The sequence below is a fragment of the Nonomuraea sp. NPDC049504 genome, from assembly GCF_040676845.1.
Lineage (GTDB): Bacteria > Actinomycetota > Actinomycetes > Streptosporangiales > Streptosporangiaceae > Nonomuraea > Nonomuraea salmonea.
Genome location: NZ_JBFAPT010000087.1, coordinates 1 through 1315 on the forward strand (window position 1 = coordinate 1; position 1315 = coordinate 1315).

Annotated in this window: 1 protein-coding gene; it reads left to right on the plus strand. The window is 67.8% G+C overall.

Annotation, left to right across the window (positions count from 1 at the left end; genetic code table 11):
* Positions 1-69: 69 nt before the first annotated feature.
* A protein-coding gene (locus AB0K28_RS51730) for an IS3 family transposase (protein WP_364386088.1) occupies positions 70-1283 on the plus strand; the annotation gives its coding sequence in 2 pieces (ribosomal slippage) (positions 70-376 and positions 376-1283; 1215 coding nt in all).
* The last annotated feature ends 32 nt before the right edge of the window (positions 1284-1315 follow it).

Consider the following 1315-nt stretch of genomic DNA (forward strand, 5'->3'; position numbering starts at 1 on the left):
GGGACTTGCCCCCGAAGTGTGGACACCTTGAGTACCGGATGATGGGAATCCGGAGACAAGGAGTTCCACGTGGCGATGAAGTCGTATCCGCCGGAGTTCAAGGCGGACGCCGTCGCTTTGTATCTGTCCGATCCGGGACGGACGCTGGCCTCGGTGGCCGAGGATCTGGGGATCAGCCGGGCGACGTTGCGTAACTGGGTGCGTCAGGCGCAGGCGCAGGGCACCGCGGGTGCCAAAGCGGGCCCGGCCAGGAAGTCGGCGCGTGGCCCGCTATCGTCCGACGACGTGTTGGAAGAGGAGAACAAGCAGCTCAAGGCCCGGATCCGGGAACTGGAGCTGGAGCGTGACATCCTGCGCCGGGCGGCCAAGTATTTCGCGGGAGAGACGAACTGGTGAGCCGCTTCGAGTTCGTCGACGATCACCGGGACGCGTTCGGCGTCAAGCGGCTGTGCCGGGTGTTGAAGGTGTCCCGCTCGGGCTTCTACCGGTGGGTCAAGGCGGCGCCGGCCCGGGCGGCGCGGGCCGCGGCCGATGCCGCGCTGGCCGAGGAGATCAGGCAGATCCACGCCGCGTTCGACGGCACCTACGGTAGTCCGCGCGTCACCGCCGAGCTGCGGGCCCGCGGCCACACGGTCAACCACAAGCGAGTGGCGCGGGTGATGCGCCGGACCGGCATCGTCGGGCTGCACCTGCGCAAGAAGGTGCGCACCACGGTGCCGGAACCCTCGCATCAGAAGGTGCCCGACCTGATCGAGCGGGACTTCACCGCGCCGGCTCTGAACCGGCGCTATGTCGGTGACATCACCTACCTGCCCGTCGGTGAGGGCCGTTTCCTGTATCTGGCGACCGTGCTGGACCTGGGCTCACGCCGGCTGGCGGGCTGGTCGATCGCCGATCACATGCGCACCGAGCTTGTCGTCGACGCGCTGCGCGCGGCCGCTGCGACGCGGGGCAGCCTGGCCGGCGCGATCTTCCATGCTGATCATGGGTCTCAGTACACCTCGGCCGAGTTCGCCAAGGTCTGCGCCGAGCTCGGAGTGCGTCAGTCCATGGGAGCGGTCGGGTCCAGCGCCGACAACGCCGCCGCGGAAGCCTTCAACGCCACGTTGAAACGCGAGACGCTGCAGGGTTCCAAGGGCTGGTCCTCGGCGCGTGAGGCTCGCCTGGCCGTCTTCAAGTGGATCACCCGCTACAACACCCGCAGGAGACATTCCGCCATCGGCTACCTCAGCCCGATCGACTACGAGCAGCAAACCGTCGATAGGGTGCTGCTCGCCGCATGACAACCGGTGTCCACACTTCGGGGTGAGCCCCC